20 protein-coding genes are annotated in these 17658 nt (G+C 73.2%); 10 read left to right on the top strand and 10 right to left on the bottom strand.

Annotated features, from left to right (window positions below; translation table 11 throughout):
- The first annotated feature begins 61 nt into the window (after window positions 1-61).
- The 3 genes from ACZ63J_RS03800 to ACZ63J_RS03790 are packed head-to-tail and all read left to right on the top strand — an operon-like array spanning window position 62 to window position 3854.
- Window positions 62-2173 (top strand): hypothetical protein, encoded by a 2112-nt coding sequence (locus ACZ63J_RS03800; RefSeq protein ID WP_465399874.1) that lies wholly within the window; start codon window positions 62-64, stop codon window positions 2171-2173.
- Window positions 2174-2187: 14 nt separating this feature from the next.
- Window positions 2188-3336 carry a S53 family peptidase gene (locus tag ACZ63J_RS03795; RefSeq protein WP_465399875.1) on the top strand — a complete coding sequence of 383 codons (1149 nt, stop codon included), beginning with the start codon at window positions 2188-2190 and terminating at the stop codon, window positions 3334-3336.
- A gap of 56 nt (window positions 3337-3392) precedes the next feature.
- Window positions 3393-3854: a GNAT family N-acetyltransferase gene (locus tag ACZ63J_RS03790; RefSeq protein ID WP_465399876.1), complete on the top strand. Its 462-nt coding sequence runs from the start codon at window positions 3393-3395 to the stop codon at window positions 3852-3854.
- Between the two features lie 491 nt (window positions 3855-4345).
- On the opposite strand, the gene ACZ63J_RS03785 is transcribed toward ACZ63J_RS03790, so the two are convergent.
- The 5 genes from ACZ63J_RS03785 to ACZ63J_RS03765 form a co-directional block, all read right to left on the bottom strand.
- A complete protein-coding gene (locus ACZ63J_RS03785) occupies window positions 4346-4987 on the bottom strand; it encodes a response regulator transcription factor (protein WP_465399877.1) in 642 nt (213 codons plus the stop codon).
- Between the two features lie 3 nt (window positions 4988-4990).
- Window positions 4991-5380, bottom strand: a complete 390-nt coding sequence (locus tag ACZ63J_RS03780; protein ID WP_395922494.1) for a hypothetical protein — start codon at window positions 5378-5380, stop codon at window positions 4991-4993.
- Window positions 5381-5413: 33 nt separating this feature from the next.
- Window positions 5414-6622, bottom strand: coding sequence for a cytochrome P450 (locus tag ACZ63J_RS03775; RefSeq protein WP_465399878.1), 1209 nt, complete (start codon window positions 6620-6622; stop codon window positions 5414-5416).
- Between the two features lie 217 nt (window positions 6623-6839).
- Window positions 6840-8231 carry an aspartate aminotransferase family protein gene (locus tag ACZ63J_RS03770; RefSeq protein WP_465399879.1) on the bottom strand — a complete coding sequence of 464 codons (1392 nt, stop codon included), beginning with the start codon at window positions 8229-8231 and terminating at the stop codon, window positions 6840-6842.
- Between the two features lie 117 nt (window positions 8232-8348).
- Window positions 8349-8843 carry an Lrp/AsnC family transcriptional regulator gene (locus ACZ63J_RS03765; protein ID WP_465313920.1) on the bottom strand — a complete coding sequence of 165 codons (495 nt, stop codon included), beginning with the start codon at window positions 8841-8843 and terminating at the stop codon, window positions 8349-8351.
- A 172-nt stretch (window positions 8844-9015) separates the two neighbouring features.
- On the opposite strand from ACZ63J_RS03765, the gene ACZ63J_RS03760 reads away from it, so the two are divergent.
- Entirely contained in the window at window positions 9016-10392 is a 1377-nt protein-coding gene (locus ACZ63J_RS03760) for an APC family permease (protein WP_465399880.1), read from the top strand.
- 1 nt (window position 10393) lies between these two features.
- On the opposite strand, the gene ACZ63J_RS03755 is transcribed toward ACZ63J_RS03760, so the two are convergent.
- Window positions 10394-10951, bottom strand: a complete 558-nt coding sequence (locus ACZ63J_RS03755) for a copper resistance CopC family protein (protein WP_465399881.1) — start codon at window positions 10949-10951, stop codon at window positions 10394-10396.
- A 125-nt stretch (window positions 10952-11076) separates the two neighbouring features.
- On the opposite strand from ACZ63J_RS03755, the gene ACZ63J_RS03750 reads away from it, so the two are divergent.
- From ACZ63J_RS03750 to ACZ63J_RS03730, 5 genes are read left to right on the top strand one after another with little or no spacing between them, the layout of a single operon-like run.
- Window positions 11077-11553 (top strand): hypothetical protein, encoded by a 477-nt coding sequence (locus ACZ63J_RS03750; protein WP_465313923.1) that lies wholly within the window; start codon window positions 11077-11079, stop codon window positions 11551-11553.
- Window positions 11546-12709 carry a PPE domain-containing protein gene (locus tag ACZ63J_RS03745; protein ID WP_465399882.1) on the top strand — a complete coding sequence of 388 codons (1164 nt, stop codon included), beginning with the start codon at window positions 11546-11548 and terminating at the stop codon, window positions 12707-12709. The genes ACZ63J_RS03750 and ACZ63J_RS03745 overlap by 8 nt, the downstream gene beginning before the upstream one ends.
- Window positions 12706-12993 carry a hypothetical protein gene (locus ACZ63J_RS03740; RefSeq protein ID WP_465399883.1) on the top strand — a complete coding sequence of 96 codons (288 nt, stop codon included), beginning with the start codon at window positions 12706-12708 and terminating at the stop codon, window positions 12991-12993. Before ACZ63J_RS03745 ends, ACZ63J_RS03740 begins: the two co-directional genes overlap by 4 nt.
- Window positions 12986-13678, top strand: a complete 693-nt coding sequence (locus tag ACZ63J_RS03735) for a hypothetical protein (RefSeq protein WP_465399884.1) — start codon at window positions 12986-12988, stop codon at window positions 13676-13678. Before ACZ63J_RS03740 ends, ACZ63J_RS03735 begins: the two co-directional genes overlap by 8 nt.
- A complete protein-coding gene (locus tag ACZ63J_RS03730) occupies window positions 13675-14277 on the top strand; it encodes a hypothetical protein (RefSeq protein ID WP_465341102.1) in 603 nt (200 codons plus the stop codon). Before ACZ63J_RS03735 ends, ACZ63J_RS03730 begins: the two co-directional genes overlap by 4 nt.
- Here ACZ63J_RS03730 and ACZ63J_RS03725 read toward each other — a convergent pair.
- Window positions 14189-14977: a helix-turn-helix transcriptional regulator gene (locus ACZ63J_RS03725; RefSeq protein WP_465399885.1), complete on the bottom strand. Its 789-nt coding sequence runs from the start codon at window positions 14975-14977 to the stop codon at window positions 14189-14191. The genes ACZ63J_RS03730 and ACZ63J_RS03725 overlap by 89 nt on opposite strands.
- Window positions 14978-15025: 48 nt before the next feature.
- On the opposite strand from ACZ63J_RS03725, the gene ACZ63J_RS03720 reads away from it, so the two are divergent.
- Entirely contained in the window at window positions 15026-15799 is a 774-nt protein-coding gene (locus tag ACZ63J_RS03720; RefSeq protein ID WP_465399886.1) for an ESX secretion-associated protein EspG, read from the top strand.
- A gap of 9 nt (window positions 15800-15808) precedes the next feature.
- On the opposite strand, the gene ACZ63J_RS03715 is transcribed toward ACZ63J_RS03720, so the two are convergent.
- From ACZ63J_RS03715 to ACZ63J_RS03705, 3 genes are read right to left on the bottom strand one after another with little or no spacing between them, the layout of a single operon-like run.
- Window positions 15809-16360 (bottom strand): hypothetical protein, encoded by a 552-nt coding sequence (locus ACZ63J_RS03715; RefSeq protein WP_465399887.1) that lies wholly within the window; start codon window positions 16358-16360, stop codon window positions 15809-15811.
- A complete protein-coding gene (locus ACZ63J_RS03710; RefSeq protein WP_465399888.1) occupies window positions 16357-16623 on the bottom strand; it encodes a YbaB/EbfC family DNA-binding protein in 267 nt (88 codons plus the stop codon). The genes ACZ63J_RS03715 and ACZ63J_RS03710 overlap by 4 nt, the downstream gene beginning before the upstream one ends.
- Window positions 16620-17657 carry a CHAP domain-containing protein gene (locus tag ACZ63J_RS03705; protein ID WP_465399889.1) on the bottom strand — a complete coding sequence of 346 codons (1038 nt, stop codon included), beginning with the start codon at window positions 17655-17657 and terminating at the stop codon, window positions 16620-16622. Before ACZ63J_RS03705 ends, ACZ63J_RS03710 begins: the two co-directional genes overlap by 4 nt.
- Window position 17658 lies beyond the last annotated feature (1 nt).

The raw sequence follows: 17658 nt of genomic DNA, 5'->3' as shown, positions 1-17658 counted from the left end.
CTCAACGGGTTCGGCGTCTGGCTCGTCGGTAGTGGTGATCAACCACCACACGGAGGTGCCAGTGCGAAGAACACTTTCGATGCTCGCGGTCCTGCTCGCCGGTGCGGCGGGGCTGGCCGGGCTCGCCCCGCCGGCCGCGGTCGCCGCGGCCGGCGCCGTTCTGCCCACCGGGGAGCGGATCGCCGTCCGGACCAGCACGGACGGCCGGTTCCACTACGAAGTCGAGCCGGCCGCCGGGAAGGGCATGGCGCGGGCGCTCGTGCACCTGCGGCTGGGCGAACGCGACTACGAGGTCCCCGGCACCGCGCTCCCCTACCTGGGGCGCGGGCTGGATCTGAGCCTGTTCGACGTCCAGGCGCTGCTGGCCGGCGCTTCGGCGCCGGTCGACCCGTCGACGTTCGGCGGGGCGCTGGCCAAGCAGTTCAAGGAAGACAACGCGAAGGGCCACTTCGGGGGTCAGGGGCTCTTCGCCGGGGGTAAAAGCTTCGCGCTCTCGGGGGCACCGCAGCGGCGGGCCGTGCAGCCCCGCTCGGTGATGCGCACGGTGTCGGTCGACGCCAAGGACATCGCGGGCAAGCCCGCCGACACCGGCGTCGCCTTCCTCTACAACACCGACGACGGGAACCTGCTCGACCCGAACGAGAGTCTCAACTACTTCTCGGGCGGCACGGCGAAGTTCAGCGCGCCGGAGGGGAACTACAGCGCGCTCGGGCTCTTCTGGACCGCCGACGGCGACGGCAACCCGACCGAGGTGCGCTTCAGCGCGCAGCCGGAGTTCGCGGTGAAGGCGGACAAGACGGTCCGGGTGGACGCTTCCCGTGCTAACAGCAAGCTGACCTGGGTGACCCCGCGACCGGCACTGCTGGACGACACCGGGTTCTTCTTCCGCCGGGCGGCGAAGACGGGGCCGGCGCTGGCCGTCGACTTCGACGCCGGTCCGGGTGTGCCGATCGCGGTGTCGCCGTCGCCGGTCCCGGTGCGCACCGGGGCGCTGCAGACGTACCCGTACAGCAGGCTCGTGTCCCCGCCGGGGCCGGGCACGCCGTACGAATACGTGCTGCAGAAGGCGAGCGTGGGCACGATTCCGCAGCAGCGGTACGTGATCACGGCGCAGGACGTCGCCGCGGTGAACGCAACGTACTTCAGCGAGTTCGCCACGCTCGGCCGTCGCCAGCGCAGCGGGATGTTCGCCTTCGAGGACAGCAGCGGCCGGGGGTCGCACCTGATCGAGACGCCCCGGAAGCAGACCGAGTACGTCTCCGCCGCGCCGGACCTGCGCTGGTTCGGCGGGTTCTCGAAGTACGTCGTGCCCGCGCCGTTCCCGGCCTGGGCCGGCGGGCAGTACGAGCCGTTCCACGCCTACACCGGCGGCACCACGGTCACCGAGGACTGGAACAGGTTCCCGCTGCACCCGGCGGGTGACGTCGCGCTGCTGCCGCTGTCCGACGGCAGCGCGCCGGTGATCCCGGCCGCGACCCGCGCCGGTGACCTGCTGCGGTTGTCGATCACGCCGTTCAGCGACAACCAGCCCGGGCACACCGGGTTCGGCTTCTCCGGCGAGCCGACGGACACGATGACCGGGCACTACACGCTGACCCAGGACGGCGCGACGATCGCCGAGGGCAGCCCGGTGGGGGCGCCCGAACTTTCGCTGGCGCAGGAGGTCGCGGCCGGGCCGTCGACACTGGGGCTCACGGTCGACGCGGGCCGCACCGGCCCGATGTACCGCCAGAGCACGGCCACCCACACCGAGTGGACGTGGCAGTCGCAGCACACCGAGGGCACGCTCCCGCCGGCCCTGTCCTGCGCGCGCGGCTCGGACCGGGCGTGCACGGTCGAACCCCTGCTGACGCTGGGGTACGCCGTCGCCGGGCTGCGGCCGGACGGCTCGACGGTCTCCGGGCCGCAGGGCCTCGACCTGACGGTCGGGCACCTGCAGCAGAGCGCGGGTTCTCCGGTGACCGCCGCGACGGTGCAGTACTCGACCGACGGCACGACCTGGCGGGACGCGACCGTCACCGCTCGCGGTGGCGGCGTCTTCCACGCGGACTTCACGGCGACCACGGAGGCGTTCCGCGGCGGGGACGTCTCCCTGCGCGTCAGGGCTTCCGACGCCGCGGGGGCGACCATCGCCGAGTCGATCACCGCCGCCTACCACATCTATACGTCCTGAGGGGAGTGTCCACTGTGCATAGATCGATCATCGGCGCCCTGAGCGCCGCCGTGGTCGCCGTCGGCGTGTTCGCGCCTGTCGCGTCGGCCGCTCCGGTGCCGCGCGCCGCGTGTCCCGAGCGGCCCGGGATGCTCCGCTGCCTGACCACGTACACGCCGAGTTCGGTGCGCGGACTGGCCGACGGCCCGGCCGGCTGGGGTGCCGACGACCTGGCGTCGGCGTACCGGCTGCCGTCCGCCCCGGGGCCGGGGACTGTCGTCGGCATCTCGATCGCCTACGACGCGCCGAACCTGGAAGCGGACCTGGCCGCGTACCGGGCGCAGTACGGGCTGCCGCCGTGCACAACGGCGAACGGCTGCTTCACGAAGGTCAACCAGCAGGGCGCCGCGGCTCCCCTGCCACCGGCCGATTTCGGCTGGGCCATGGAGTCCACTTTGGACGTCTCGATGGTGTCGGCGGCGTGCCCGTCGTGCCGCATCGTGGTCGTCGAAGGCAACACGCCCGGGTTCGCCGACCTGGCGGAGACGGAGGACACCGCGGTCCGGCTGGGCGCGAAGGTGGTGTCGAACAGCTACGGCGCGCGGGAAAGCGGTGTGCCGCTGGCGTACGCGAGCCACTACCAGCACGCGGGGGTCACCGTGGTCGCCTCTTCCGGCGACTTCGGGTTCACGTCGGCGAGCTACCCGGCGGTGCTGGCGTCGACGGTCGCGGTCGGCGGGACGACGCTCGCCCGCGACCCGGACTCCGCGCGCGGCTGGGCGGAGTCGGCGTGGGAGTACGGCGGCAGCGGCTGCTCGGCCTACATCGCCAAACCGAAGTGGCAGAAGGACACCCACTGCGGCAAGCGAACGGTCGCGGACGTGGCGGCGGCCGCGGACGGCATCGCGATCTTCAACGCCGACGCGGGCGGCTGGCTCCCGGTGAACGGGACAAGCGCGTCGGCGCCGTTCGTCGCCGGGCTGTACGGCCGCTCGGGCCGCGCGGGAGCGGCGGGCCCGGCGGACCTGTACGCGCACGCGTCGCAGTTCGTGGACATCACCACGGGCCACAACGACCCGACGGGAGCAGGCAAGAAATGCGGCGGCGATTATCTGTGCGTGGCCGGCCCGGGTTATGACGCGCCAACGGGCGTCGGCGTGCCAAACGGCCTGACCGGCTTCTGACCGGAGCCGCTCCGCCGGGGATGCGCCCGGCGGAGCGGCTTTGCCAGAATCGAGGAGTGCCGAAGATCGAGATCCGCCCGGCAGGCGCCGACGAGTTCGAAGCGGTCGCGCGCCTGCGCTGGCGCTGGGTGGCCGAGCAGGACGGCCTGACGGACGCGGGCCGAGAGGAGTTCGTGCGCGAATTCGCGGCGTGGGCCAGGGAGAACGCGCCGACTCACCGTTGCCTGGTCCTGATTCGCGACGGCGAGGTGACGGGAATGGCGTTCCTCGCGATCACGGCGAGGGTGCCAACGCCCCGCGAGTTCACCCGCGCCGCGGGAGATGTGCAGTGCGTATACGTGGCACCAGAAGCCCGCGCCAACGGCCTTGGCGGTCTGCTGATCGAGGCGGTGCTGCAGTTGGCGGCGGAGCTGGGTCTGGAGCGCGTGACGGTGCATTCCTCGGAGAGAGCGGTGCCGGCGTACGAGCGCCACGGGTTCGCGGTATCGGCCAAGCTACTGCAGACAGAGCCCAGCTGAGCAAGCCTTCGGCCGGGCTGCCCTGCTCTCTCGCTGACAGGCGGCGCAGCCCAAGGCCCAGCCGAGCAAGCGCTCCCCGCACCGCCAGCCGCCTCACCCGAGCTCAGCAGGCCCACCGCGCCGCCAATGTGGCACAGCCAGCCGAACGCGCCCGCACCGCCGCCGCCCTCACTCGAGCAGCGCAGGCGCACCACGCCAGCGAAAGCCGCAGCCAAAACTCCGCCAGGCCAATATTTCCGCACCGCCAGCCGCCTCACCCGAGCTCACCAAGCCCACCGCGCCGCCAATGTGGCACAGCCAGCCGAACGGGCCCACACCGCCGCCGCACTAACCTCGAGCGGCGCAGCCTCGCGGCACCAGGGAAGGCCACAGCCAGCATCCCGCCCGGCGAATATGCCCACACCGCCAGCCGCCTCAGCCGAGCGGCGCAGGCGCACCGCCCCAACCGAGACCCGTGGGTTCCCCGCGTCCCGCACGATCCCCAAACCACCTCACCCCGGGCGGCACAAGCCCCGCTCATAAGCCAGCAACCCGGCCTCCGTCCGATGCGCGCACCCCAGCTTCCGCACCACCTGCGCCACACACCCGCGCACCACCGGCTCCGCCAGCCCCAGCCGCTCGGCGATCTCCGCGTTCGTCAGCGCCGACCCGATTCCGACCAGCACTTCCCTCTCGCGCTCCGTCAGCCGGTCCACCTGCGCCAGCCGCTCGTCCCGGGGCCCTGACAACCGAGTTGCCGCCGAGACCAGGCGTCGCGAGGCGTCCGGGGAAAGCACCACGTGCCCGTCCGCCGCCAGACGGACCACCTTGATCACCTCGTTCCGCCGAGCCGAGCGCAGCAGGAAACCCGCCGCGCCATCACGCAGCGCGCGCAGGATTCCCGTCTCGGAGTCGAACGTCGCCAGCACCACCACCGCCGGGCGGCGGGTGACCGGGCCCAGCGGGCCCAGGCGCGGGTCCAGCAGCACCACGTCGGGCAGCCTCCGGCGGAGGGTGACCCGGGCCGCCGTCGCGTCGCTCTCCGCGCCGACCACCTCGATGCCGTCCGCTTCCGCGAGGATCGCGCTCAGGCGGTCCCGCACGCCGGCGTCGCGTTCGGCCACCAGGACCCGGACCGGCGGCGGTGGGAGCACCGGTCAGTCCTTGGGCCGCAGGCGGATCAACGGCAGGTCGGCGCGCGACGCCCCGACCAGGTCGCGGCCGCCCGGGCCACGCAGGCGCAGCTCGCGGAACCGCACCGAAGACAGCTGCGCGGCCTCGATCGGGTAGACGTCGCCGTAGCGCTTGATCTTGTCGACCAGCTCCTTGCCCAGCAGCTCCACCAGCCCGGCGTGCCGGGTGGCGCCGCCGCCCAGCGGGACGTCCAGCTGCTTGCGCACCTCGGGGAACCGCTGGTCCAGCTCGACGGCCAGCTGGTGGATCGTGACGTACGCGGGCCCGAAGTCCCCCGCGTCCGGGCCCGGCGGGATCTCCTGCAGCACCTTGACGAGCTTGTCGTCCATTCCGAGCTTGTCCCACAGGGTCATGCTGTCCCGTTCTCCTCTGCCGCCGCCGCAGGTCTACCAGAGGACCGGCACGCGGTCCACTCCCCCGGTGACACGGTTCGTCCGCACCTCCAGTTCATCCACCGATGCGGCCAGCCGCAGCCCCGGGAACCGCCGGAACAGCGACCCGAACACCACCCGGAGCTCGGTGCGCGCCAGGCTCGCGCCGATGCAGAACCAGCCGCCGTAAGCGAAGGCGACGTGCGCGTTCGGCTTCCGGTCCGGGTCGAACGACTCGGGGTCGTCGAACACCGCCGAGTCGCGGTTGGCGGCGGCCAGCGACAGGACCACAGCGTCTCCGCGGGCGACCGTCACCCCGCCGAGCTCGACGTCGTCGTGGGCGTACCGCAGCACCCCGAGCCCGCCGGGCGCGGACATCCGCAGGATCTCTTCGACGACGCCGTGCACCCGGCCGTCGGGGTCGGCGGCGAGCGCGTCGCGCCGGGCGAGGTTGGTCAGCAGGTACAGCACGCCGAGGTCGATGCGGTTGGACGTCGTCTCGTGGCCGGCGAACAGCAGGCCGGCGGCCAGCTTCGCGAGGTCGTCGTCGGTGAACGCCGGGTCCTCGGCCTGGGTCCGCACCATGTCGGAGACGACGTCCTGCCCGGGCTCGCGCCGCTTGGCCGCGGCGAGCCGGCCCATGTAGGCCGCGAACTCCTGGAGCGCGGCCTCGGCGCCGTCGCCGATGTCCATCCGGCCCATCCGGTCCGACAGCACGCGGAACGTGCCCCGGTCCTCGTACGGGACGCCGAGCAGCTCGCAGATCACCAGCACCGGCAACGGGAACGAGAGGTGCTCGTGCAGGTCGACCGGCTCACCGCCACCCCGAGCACGTTCCATCGAGTCGAAACAGCCGTCGGCGAGCTCTTGGACGTGCCCGGCGAGCCGGCGGATCCGGTTGGCGGAGAACGCGGGCACGAGCATCCGCCGCATCCGCGCGTACTCGACGTGTTCGGTCTCGTGGTCACCCTGCGGCCGGCTGAGGATCGCCGCGGACGACAGCGCCGACGCCTCCTCCGGCGCCGGGTGCGAGCGGCCGAACCGCGGGTCGGTGAAGACGGCGCGCACCTGCTCGAACCCGGTGACCAGCCAGGCCGGGTCGCCCGCCGGGGTGGTCACCGGCACCACCGGGCCCTCCCGGCGCAGCACCCCGAACAGCGGGGCGATCTCCAGGACGTTCGGCCGCGCGAAGGGCAGGCGCGGGGTGTCCGTGGTCGCGGTCATGGGGTCTCCTCCCGGGCGCGCGGCCGGCGGGCGCGAACACGGGCGGCCCGGTCACCGGCCACTCCCCCGGCCCCCCGACGTCCACGGTACCCAGGAACCCGGCCCCCGGGCGGGAAAGCCGGGTTCCCCGCCCGATCGGGCCAAAGCCGCGGCCAAAGAGGCGGCCGAAACTGTCGGTGCCCACCGCTAGACTGGATTCCGGGGGCGGCGGCCCGCCCTACAGCAGTTTCCACGCCCGGGTCAGCGTGTCCCGCAGGATCTGCTCCATCTCGTCGAACTGCGCCTGGTCGCAGATCAGCGGCGGCGACAGCTGCACCACCGGCTCGGCCCGGTCGTCGGCGCGGCAGTACAACCCCGCCTCGAACAGAGCATCCGAGAGGAACCCGCGCAGCACACGCTCGGACTCGTCGGCGCTGATGGTCTCCTTGGTCGCCTTGTCCTTCACCAGCTCGATGCCGTAGAAGAAGCCCGCGCCCCGGACGTCGCCGACGATCGGCAGGTCGGTCAGCTTGTCCAAAGTGGACCGGAACGCCGCCTCCCGCGCCAGCACGTGCCCGTAGATGTCCTCCCGCTCCATGAGATCCAGGTTGGCCAGCGCCACCGCGCAGGACACCGGGTGCCCGCCGTAGGTCGACCCGTGCATGAACGTCGTCGCACCACGCGTGAACGGCTCCATCAGCCGCTCCGAAGCGAGCACCGCACCCAGCGGCGCGTACCCGGAGGTCAGGCCCTTCGCCGTCGTGATGATGTCCGGCTGGTAGCCGTAACGCTTGGCGGCGAAGTCGTACCCGACGCGGCCGAACGCGCAGATCACCTCGTCCGACACGAGCAGCACGTCGTGCTTGTCGCAGATTTCGCGCACCCGCTCGAAGTACCCGGGCGGCGGCACAAAACAGCCGCCGGTGTTCTGCACCGGCTCGAGGAACGCGGCCGCGACGGTGTCCGCGCCCTCGAACTCGATGGCCTGCTCGATCTGGTCGGCGGCCCAGCGCCCGTAGGCGGCGTAGTCGTCGGCGTGCTCGGGCGCGCGGTAGAAGTTGGTGTTCGGCACGCGCAGGGTGCTCGGCACGAGCGGCTCGAAGTCGGCTTTCGCGCCGGGGATGCCGGTGATCGACAGCGCGCCCTGCGACGTGCCGTGGTAAGCCAGCGCGCGGCTGATCACCTTGTGCTTGGTCGGTTTCCCGACGAGCTTGAAGTACTGCTTCGCGAGCTTCCACGCCGTTTCGACGGACTCTCCGCCGCTCACGGTGAAGAACACGCGGTTGAGGTCGCCGGGTGACGCGTCGGCCAGGCGCGAAGCCAGCTCGATCGCCGTCGGGTGCGCGTGGCCCCACAGGGGGAAGTACGCGAGCTGCTTCGTCTGCCGCGCGGCGGCTTCGGCGAGCTCTTCGCGGCCGTGCCCGACCTGCACCGCGAACAGGCCGGCGAGCCCGTCCAGATAGCGCTTCCCGCGGGCGTCCCAGATGTAGGCGCCTTCGCCTCGCACGATCACCGGGACGTCGGTCTCGTCGTAGGCGGAGTGGCGGGTGAAGTGCATCCAGAGGTTGCTGCGGGCGGACTGGGCGAGCCTCGATGCGTCGACGGAAGCGCGGTCGGCGGTAGTGGTCATGCCTCGGTTATCGCACGCGCTGTCGCCGTCACGCAAGTGATTCAGTCGCTCGGACGAACATCGACAACTAATCCATGGTCAATATCGCGCAGCAAGCTTCGGATTTAGTCGTGACGCTCAGCGAGTGCCCCACTGGTAGGTCTGCTTCCGCAGCTTGAGGTAGACCATCGCCTCCGCGTGCCGGACCCCCGGCAGCGCGCGGATCCGCGTCGAGATCAGTTCGAGCAGCGCCTCGTCGTTCGCGCAGACCGCCTCGCACAGCAGGTCGTAGCGCCCGGCGCAGAGGATGACGTACGCGATTTCGTCCATTTCGGCCAGTGCGTCGCCGACCGGCTCGAGCGGCCCCTCGACGGTGATGGCGATCATCGCCTGCCGGAACAGCCCGACCTGCAAGGGATCCGAGACGGCGACGATCTGGATGACCCCGGAGTCCGACAGCCGCTGCACCCGCTGCCGCACCGCCGCCTCCGACAGGCCGACCGCCTTGCCGATCGTCGCGTACGCGCGGCGGCCGTCTTCCTGCAGCTGCGCGATGATCTGCCGCGAGATGTCGTCGAGCACCGGCGGGGCGGGCCGGTTGGGCGTGTCCTGGCTGCTCACCCCCCGGATCATCCCCGACACGGGCGATCCCAGGCAAACGCGGCGCATTCGTAACGGAAGGTCACCGGATGCGAAAGCGCATCCCCGGAATGACAACGGATTTAGTCGTCTTCGGGCCGTTGACAACACCGAAACGGTGCTGTTCCATCCGTCGCACCTTGCCCCCGGCCGGAGGGAACGCCCCGTGTCCCGCACTCCCGCCCCGCCCGACACCACCACCGCCGCGACGCCGAAGACCGCCCGCAAGCTCACCCGCTCCATCGGGGTCGGCGGCGGCACGCTCCTCACGCTCAGCTGCGTGACCCCGGCGTCGTCGCTGTTCGTCCTCGTGCCCCCGCTGTTCGCCGAGCTCGGCACCGGCACCGCCCTCGCCATCACGCTCGCGGTGCTGCTCTGCGTCGGGATCGCCTTCTGCTACTCCGAGCTCGGCACGCTGGTGCCGAGCGCCGGCGGTGAATACGCGATGGTGACGACCGTGGCGAACCGGTTCGCCGGCTGGCTGACGTTCATGCTGTCGTTCATCGTGATCCTCGTCGTGCCGCCGATCATCGCGATCGGCGTCGCCGACTACGTCGCCGCGGTCGCGGACATCAACCCCTCGGTCGCCGGGGCGCTCGTGATGCTCGCCTCGACCGTGATGGGCCTGCTGAACCTGCGGTCCAACGCGTGGATCACCGGAATCTTCCTCGTCATCGAGATCGTCGCGATCTTCGTCGTGTCCCTGCTGGGCTTCACGCACACCACGCAGAGCCCGGCCGTGCTGCTGAAGCCGAGCCTCGGCACCGGCGGCATCGGGCTGATCGCCGTGGTCGCCGGGCTCGCCGTCGCGTTGTTCGTCGTGCAAGGCTTCAGCACCGCCGTCTACCTCGCCGAAGAGATGCGCGAGCCGCGCAAGACCGTGGCCAGGACGGTGTTCTGGACGCTCGGCATCAGCGCGCTGGTCATCCTCGTGCCGGTCGTCGCCATCACCCTGGCCGTGCCGGACGCCGCCGCGCTCGCCGGGGTCGACCTCACCGCGCTGGTCACCGCCTGGAGCGGCTCCGCCGTCGGCGTCGCGATCAGCCTCTGCATCGCCGCGGCGATCGTGAACGCCGTCATCGTGATGGTCATCCAGAACTCGCGGGTGCTCTACGCCTCCGCCCGCGACCAGGCGTGGCCGGCGCCGGTGAACCGCGTGATGAGCGTGGTCAGCGAACGGTTCGGCGCGCCGTGGGTCGCGACGCTCGTGGTCGGGCTGTCCGAAGCCGTCCTCTGCTTCGTGCCGGTGGACACGCTCAGCGGTGTCACCGGGGTCGCCGTCGTCGCGCTGTACCTCAGCGTCGCGGCCGCCGCGCTCGGCGCGCGCCGGGCCGCGCACCGCAAGCCCCACGTCTGGCGGATGCCGGCCTGGCCGGTGGTGCCGGCGGTCGCCGTCGCCGCGCTGGCGTACGTCCTGGTCGAGCAGAGCGCGCTCGACCTGGGCATCACCGCCGGGGTGCTGGTCGTGTCGGCGCTGTACTGGTGGGGGTACCTGCGGCGGCGGCCCGAGCGGTGGGTCGTGACCGTCCCGCCGGAGGAGTAGGTCAGTCCTTCGGCCGGCCCCTCAGCTGGCGCACGCCGATGATGATCACCGCGAGCAGGCCGACCACGCCGACCAGGACCCAGATCCAGCTCGGGATGCCGACGGAGTCGACGCCGGCGGGGGCCGGCGAGCTGGGCGCCGCCGGCTGGGTCTGGGCGACCGCGGACGTCGGAGTCGCCGAGCTCGACGCCGCGGTGGTGAGGGTGAAGTGCACGGTGCCGGTGAGGTTGTCGCCGTCCTCGGCGATCACCTGCCAGGTCAGCGTGTAGGCCTGGGCGGGCCCGGCCGGCGTCACGGGCACCGTCACGACCTTGCCCGCGACCGCCGGCGTGCCGACCTTCCAGGCGGTGCCGTCGCGCCCGGTGACCTTGACCGGGTCCGGCGGCAGCGTCACAGGCTCGCCGAAGGTCAGCTGGAGCTGCGTCGGCGCGGTCGCGATCGACGCGCCTTCGGCGGGTGAACTGGACTCGAGCTCGGTGTGGGCCGACGCCGGTCCGGCGAGGACGACAAGCCCCACCAGGGCGGCGAGGACGGCACCGAACGTGCGACGCGGGATCATCCGGACATCCTGCCCTATCCGCCCGTGCAGTCTTCGTGTCCACCCGTGCACCCGGGTGGGTCTCCCTTCTCTTCGCGCCGCCCATTGGCCAGGATGGACGCCTGGGTGGCGAGGGAAGGACCTCAATGGCGACAGTGCGCAACGAAGCCGACGCACGGCGGCAGCTGCGGGCGGAGCACCAGCGAGAGAAGCAGGACGGGCACGACCCGCGGGAACACGCCTCGGGCGTCGCGCAGCCGCAGGGCGGGGGCACGGCCGCGCTGGTCGCCGACGGCTCCGACGTCCTGGAGCTGGACTACGCCGAGGTCGACGCGGCGAAGAAGGCCCTCGACGAGCGTCACCAGGAGCTGTCCGCCTACCTCGAAAGCGCCCGTGACCTCGGCACTCCGCTGGCCGACGGCAAGGGGCCGGTCTCCCACTGGATGCGCCGCTCGTTCGGCGTCCGCGGGGGCGCCGAGGCCGGCGGGGTGCAGGCCGCGCTGACGTCGTACCTCGGCGAGCTCGCCGCGCTCCGGCAGGCGCTCGACACCGTCGCCGCGACGCACCGCCGCAACGACGAGGAGGCCGCCGCGTCCCTCCGGGCGGGTGAGCGTGATGCCTGAGTACCACTCCACGCACCACGAGCCCACGAAGCGCGAGAAGGCGAAAGCGCGGCGCGTCCGTCGGGAGAAAGCCGTCAACGACCGTGAAGACACGTTCGGGCGGATCAACTGGGAGAGCTACGACCACCGCGAGCTGTGGGACATGGTCCAGTCGGCCGACCCGCCCCGGCTGGGCGAGCAGGCCCACCGGTGGGCCGAGCTCGGCAAGGGTGTCGACACGGCCACCGGCGACGTCCACGCGCTGGTGCAGAAGCTGCTGCTGTCGTGGCGCGGCCCGTCGGCGGCGCAGGCGGCGGACTCGGTGCAGCGGCTGACCGGCTGGGCGAGCACCGCGAGCGAGAACGCCCGCCACATCGGCGACGGACTCGACAGCTACACCTCGGCGATCGGCGAAGCCCGGCGGAAGATGCCGGAGCCGGTGCACTACTGGGCCGAGCGGTGGTTCCAGGAGGGGTACGCCGTCAAGCGGCTCGACGGGCCCGAAGGCGCGTACATGCTGGACGACCTGCTCGACGACAAGCTGCCCACCAAGAAGCAGGCCGACCAGGCCAAGGCCGAAGCCGTGCGCGTGATGGAGCAGTACGAGGGCGCGAGCCACGACGTCCGCCACCGGCTGCCCCCGGCGTTCGACACCGCGCCGCAGGTCAGCGCGGGCTCCGACACCCCGCGGGTCCCCACGCCGGTGACGGTGGCCCCGCCCGTCGATCACCCCGAACCGGGCCATGACCCCGGCAGCGTCCCGGACGACTCGACGTCGTCCGCGGCCGCCCTGCCGGGCACGCTCACCGGCGCCGTGGTGCCCGGCGGGCTCGACGGCGTGATCGGGCCGGGGGTGACGACCGGCGGCCAGACCAGCGGGGCGGGGTACGGGACCGGCTTCGGCCCGGGCTTCCCCGGGGTCCCGGCCGGTTCGGCTTCCGGCGGAGGTTTCGGCGAAGGCGGGCGGACAGGCCTGGGCCGCGGACCGGGCGCCGGCGTGTCCGGCTTCGGCCCGGGCGCGAACGGCGGCCGCGGCTCGGCGGGCGGGTACGGGATGTACCCGCCGGGCCAGGGTGCCCGGCGCGAGGACGACACCGAGCACCGCGACAAGTACGCCGACGGGTACGACCTGCTCGACGACCTCCCGCCCGCGTACCCGCCGGTGTTCGGCGAATGAGCGGGTTCCACGCCGACCCCGCCGCGCTCGACGTCCTCGCCCGGCGGCTGGAGGACGCGGCGGAGGAGCATCGCGCCGCGGCGGCCGAGGTCGACGCCGCGGGCCTGGACGACCCGGGCCCGGTGTCGGCCGCGCTCACCGCGCTGATCGGCGAATGGTCCGGCAGGATGCGTGCCGTGGAGACGGACTTCGGCATGGCGGCGGCGAGTGTCCGGGCCGCGGCGAAGGCCTACCGGTCCACGGACGCGGAAGCCGCCGGCGACCTGGGCCGGGCCGATGGCTGAGTTCCGCGGCCTCGGCTTCGACCCGGCGCCCGGCAGTCCCGACGCCGTCGCCGAAGCGGCCCGCCGGTGCGCCGAAGCGGCGGCCCGGCTCGGCGAAGCCCTGTCCCCCGGCGAAATCCCGGAATGGGCGGGCCGGTCCGCCCAGGCGCTGGCCGACCGCGCCCGCCGAGCCGCGGCGGGCCTGTCCGCCGTGCCGGACGCGATGCGCACGGCGGCAACGGTTCTCGGCGACTGGGCCGGGACGCTGCTCGCCCACCGCCGCCAGGCCGAAGAGCTGGACCGCCGGGCCGCGGCCGCGCGCCGAGCCGTCGTCGACGCCGAAGACGACGTCGAGCGGGCCGAGACGGAAGCCCAGTTTTCCCCGGCCGGCCAAGGAGAACTCACCGCCGCCCGCACCCGCCTCGCCGCCCGGCGCGACGACCTTGAGCGTGTCCTCGCCGAAGCGCGGGACCTCGAACGCGCCCACACCGCCGAAGCGGCCCGCGTCGCCGCCCGGCTGTGGGCCCTCGGTGACGGCGGACCACTGCCGAGCGCGCCGGACTTCCCTTCCCTCAGCACCCATCTGGAGTCGTTCGCGGCCGCCGGGCGCGAGCTGGGGGTGACCGTCGCACGGACACCCGTCGCGCCGGTGACCCCGCCGCCGGGCGCCGTGGGCGCGTTCGCCGCCGCGCTGGGTGGCCGGTGAAACTGCCCGCCGTCCCGGGGATCACCCCGGTGAGCCTGGACTCGGTCGAGCGCACCACGGCCGAGCTGCACACGCTGATGGCGCGCCTGCGCGGGCCCGACGCCGCCCGCGACCTCGGGCTCGAGGCGGCCGCCGTCCAGTCCGCGGAGATCGCCCACGAGCAGCGCGCGGGCCTGCTCGCGCTGGTCGAGCACCGCGACGCGGACCCGGCGCTGCTGATCGCCGGAATGATCGCCGCGGACGGGCCGCTCGACGAAGCCGCCGCGGCGGACCTCGGCCGGTTCGTCGCCGACCGGAGCCCGGGCATCCGCGACGTGAGCAGCGCCCGCACCGGCCGCGGTTACCCGGTGACGATCGTCGAGCGCATCGGCCTGTCCGGCGCGCAGCTGCAGGCCGTGGTGCTCGACCCGGACCGCCCGCGCGCGGCGGTGTTCACCCTGCACTCCCCCGGCGGCCGGGGCTGGCTGGAGGTGGCGGGCCTGGCGGGCACGCTCGTCGCCGGCGTCGACCTCACGGCCGCAGCGCCCGCTCCCGGAACTCCCGCGGGGTCCGGCCGGTCGCCGCGCGGAACGTCCGCGAGAAGTGCGGGGCGCTCGTGAACCCGCAGTCCCGCGCGATCTCCGCGATCCCGCGCCCGGCCTTCGCGGGGTCGGCCAGGAGCACCTTCGCGCGTTCGATCCGGAGGCCCTTGAGCCGTTCCGAGACGCCTTGGCCGTCGTCGAACAGCTGGTACAGCCGCCTTCGTGAGATGTACAGCGCTTCGGCGATCCTGTCCGCTGTGAGCGACTGCTCGGACAGGTGCGCGCGCATGTACTCCAGTGCTTCGCGCCTTCGCGCCGCGAGTGCGTCGACACGGTCGAGCTCGACGCGCAACGCGCTGCGCAGCACCAGTTCGGCCAGCCCGAGCAGGTGGTGGGCCAGGCCGTGCGGGTCGAGGCGCGGCCCGGCCGCGAGGACGTGCGCCACGGCGCCGGCGAACAGCGACCGCAGCGGCGCGTCGACCTCGACCGGCCGGAACATCAGCGGCCGCAGCTCGGTGAAGGAGATCGACAGCTTCGCCGCGGCGACGGTCAGCATCACCACGCCGGACGGCTGCAGGTGCAGGGTCGCGTCGGCGAACGTCAGCTTCGCGCCGGACTCGGCGACCGCGCGGGGCACCGGGCAGCGCAGCAGCAGCTGGATGCCCTCCGGAGCACCGGCGGCGCCGCCGAGGATCGCCGCGCGCGCCGCCGCCGCGCCCGAAGCGCGGACGACGAGGTACCCGCTCGCGGGTACCTCCACAGGGTGCGGCTCGGCCATCGGCACCATCGTGCCCGACGGCGGCCGCCCACCACGGGAAGGGGGACCATGGCGCGCCGCACCGCGACGACGGCGGGAGTGATCCTGTCGCATCTGGAATTCGATCTCCTCTGGGAGGACCTGGGACCGGGCGGGCCGCCACCGCACCCGTTCGACGTCCCGGCGCACGGCGCCACCCACGCCGAGCGCGACGACCTGGGCGTCCGCGTGTTCGCGGGGCTGTCCGAAGCCGGGCTGACCGACGGCGACGACGTCGACCCGGGGTTGGCGGACCTGTTCGGGCTGCTGGGGTCACCGGCGCTGAGCGTCGACGCGCTGGTGCTCGGCGAGGCGCCGTGGCGGCTGCTCGCCGCGGTGCGGGACACGGCCGGGGTGCTGGCCGTGCTGGACGAACGTGACCTGGTGCTGGAGCCGTTGCGCCCGGCCGACCTGGTCCCGGCGGTGACCCGCATGCTCGGCGACCAGCCCCCGGGCCCCGGCGACCAGCTCCGCCTCCCTCGCGCGGCCTACTCGGCGGCGACAGAGGCGTACGCCCGCAGCGGTTACGACGCGTTCGAGCGGGCCTTGGGCGCGGCCGGGATCACCGGCCGGGCCGTGCGGCCGCTCGCCACGCTGGTCACCGCCGAGCGCTACGCGGCGGGCCAGCTCGCCGCGACCGGTCCTGCGGGCCGCACCCCGGTCGTGGCGTGGTTCGACACGGCGGCGGGGCGGTACGCGGTGACCCCGGAGGACGTCGGCGGCGAGCCGTGGGTGACGCTCACCCCCGCGGACAGCGCGTGGTTGGCGGACCGGATCGGCCGTCTGGTCGACGACGTCCGGTGAGCGGACCGGTCAGGTCGCCCAGGTCACGGGGGTGAAGGAGTCGTCGGGCTCGCGTGACCGGATCGCGGGCTGCCGTCGGGGCCGGATCGCCGGTCCCGAGGCTTGAGCCGGACCGGGCTGGTCCTGCTCGCGCGGCCGGATCGCCGGTCCCGAGGCTTGAGCCGGGCCGGGCTGGTCCTGCTCGCGCGGCCGGATCTCGGGTCCCGAGGCTCGAGCCGGGCCGGACTCGTCCTGCTCGCGCGGCCGGATCGCGGGCCCCTCCATGCCGCCGGACTCCTCTTCCGGCAGCAAGTCGCCGAGCAGCTCCCGCCCCTGCCGCAGCGCATCAACCGCGGCTTCCTCGGCCAGCCGTCGGATCACCCCAGCCAGCTCCCCCGGCGCCCGGTTCAGCGCCCACCGGTCGAACCGCAGGTCGACGAGCGCACCGTGCAGATCGACCAGCACCGAAACCCCGTCCCCGGCCGCACTCGCGCGAATCGCCGCCAGCCGCGCCCCGTACCCCGGGTCCGGCGCCGCGAAGGCGTCGTCGGCCAGCTCCACCGCCGTCCGCTCCCCGTTCACTGCGCCCGCCAGCTTTCCGGCGTCGTCTCTTCCGCGGCTTCCCCCGGCGCGGGCAGGCCGAGACCCTCGAGCCCGTCGTCGACGGTGTGCCACAGCGACGCGGTGGCGCGAGCCGACGCGGCCGCCGTCAGCAGCAGGATCCGGCGGGCGAGCTCGTCCGGCTCCAGCCGCAGCGCCGACGCCTCCAGCGTCAGCTCCTGCAGCGCCCCGCCGGGCGCGACCTCCACGGCGACCGTCCGGTCGGCGGCTTTTCCGGTGATCACGGGTGGACCCCTCCGTAGAACGTCGACGCCGAGAGCGTGTGCGTGTTCCGGCGGACGGCGTCCCCGGAGTTGCCCTCGATCATCGTGACCTGGTTCCCCTCGACCTTCTCGACGATGCCGATGTGCGTGCTCGTCGACGTGTTCTGCGGCCCGGTGCCGAAGATCAGCACGTCTCCCGGGCGCGCCTGGTGCAGCGAGTTCTTGCCGTACGCGTGCCCGTTCTCCTGGCCCCAGTGGTAGACGTCGCCGCTGAACGGCAGGATCGGGATCTTCACCCCGGCCTTGCGCCACATCGCGGTGGCGAACGACGAGCACCACGCGGCGGTCGGGCCGTACGGGTTCCGGTTGCTGCCCGGCGGGTTCTCGCGGACGCCCAGCTGCGTGCGCGCGGCGTGGACGACGTCCTTCCCGCGCCCGGATGCCTTGCTGGGATGGGTCGACTTGCCGGGATGAGTCGACTTCGCGTGCGCGGGCGCCGTCTTGTCGGCGACGCCGTCGTGGGTCAGGTCCTTCCGGAGCTCGTTCAGCTTCTTCGCCGCCGCCTTGAGCTCGGCGTCGACGTGCCGCAGTGTCGACGCTGACTGGCGTGTGTACTGCGGCGCGAGGTCCGCGGCGTGCCCGACGGCCCGCATCAGCGCGGCCTGCGTCCCGGTCGTCGCGCCGGCGTCGAGGATCTGCTTGGCCTTGGTGGTGTATTCGTCGACCAGCCGCTGCACGGCCGTGTGCCCGCTGTCCACAGTGGACGCCACGTGCGCGACGAGCTTCTCCGCCGCGGCCCCGGCGGCGCCGGTGACCTTCAGCTCCTTCGTGAGCTTCGCGCTGGTGTGCTCGAAGCCGTCGGCGCCGTGGCCGTGCCACTGGCCGAGCACCGTGGCGCTTTCCTTGTGGTAGGCGTCGTGCTGGGCGTCCAGCGCGCCCGCCACCTGGTGCAGGGCGAACTCGGCGCGGACGGCGTCCTCGGCCTTCCCGGCGAGCTTGTTGCGGTGCGCGATGAGGTCCTTCGCGAAGGAGCGCGCCAGCGCGGCGGTGTCCATG

The sequence above is a fragment of the Amycolatopsis sp. NPDC104863 genome (assembly GCF_055582965.1).
This window is presented reverse-complemented; position numbering and strand designations above follow the sequence as displayed.